Origin of the sequence: Salmonella sp. SAL4457, from assembly GCF_046548235.1 — a bacterium.
Taxonomy (GTDB): Bacteria; Pseudomonadota; Gammaproteobacteria; order Enterobacterales; family Enterobacteriaceae; genus Salmonella; species Salmonella enterica.
On record NZ_JBGDZO010001082.1, the window covers coordinates 1 to 247 of the forward strand.

General features: G+C 69.6%; 1 protein-coding gene. It reads right to left on the minus strand.

Features of this window, described 5'->3' with window-relative positions:
- Positions 1-42: 42 nt before the first annotated feature.
- On the minus strand, positions 43-247 hold a 205-nt coding region (locus tag ACLJNW_RS27530; protein WP_410961730.1), incomplete at its 5' end, for a hypothetical protein.

A 247-nucleotide genomic window follows, 5' to 3' on the forward strand; every position in this document is an offset into this window, starting at 1 on the left:
GCGAGGCACCGATCAAACCGAACAGCAGTAACCAGCCTCGACTCATGCCGCGTGGTCCAGGGCGAGGCGGCGCTCCAGCCAGTCGATCTTGGTCAGCGGCTGGCGCCCCTCGGACAGCAGGGTGCGCAGGGTACGCAGCCAGTATTCGCGGGAAAAGCGATGGCGCATGTCGACCGGATGGAGTCCGAGGCGGATCACCGGCGCTGCGCGCCAGGCCCGCCGGCGCTGCTCGCTGAGCGCCCAGGAG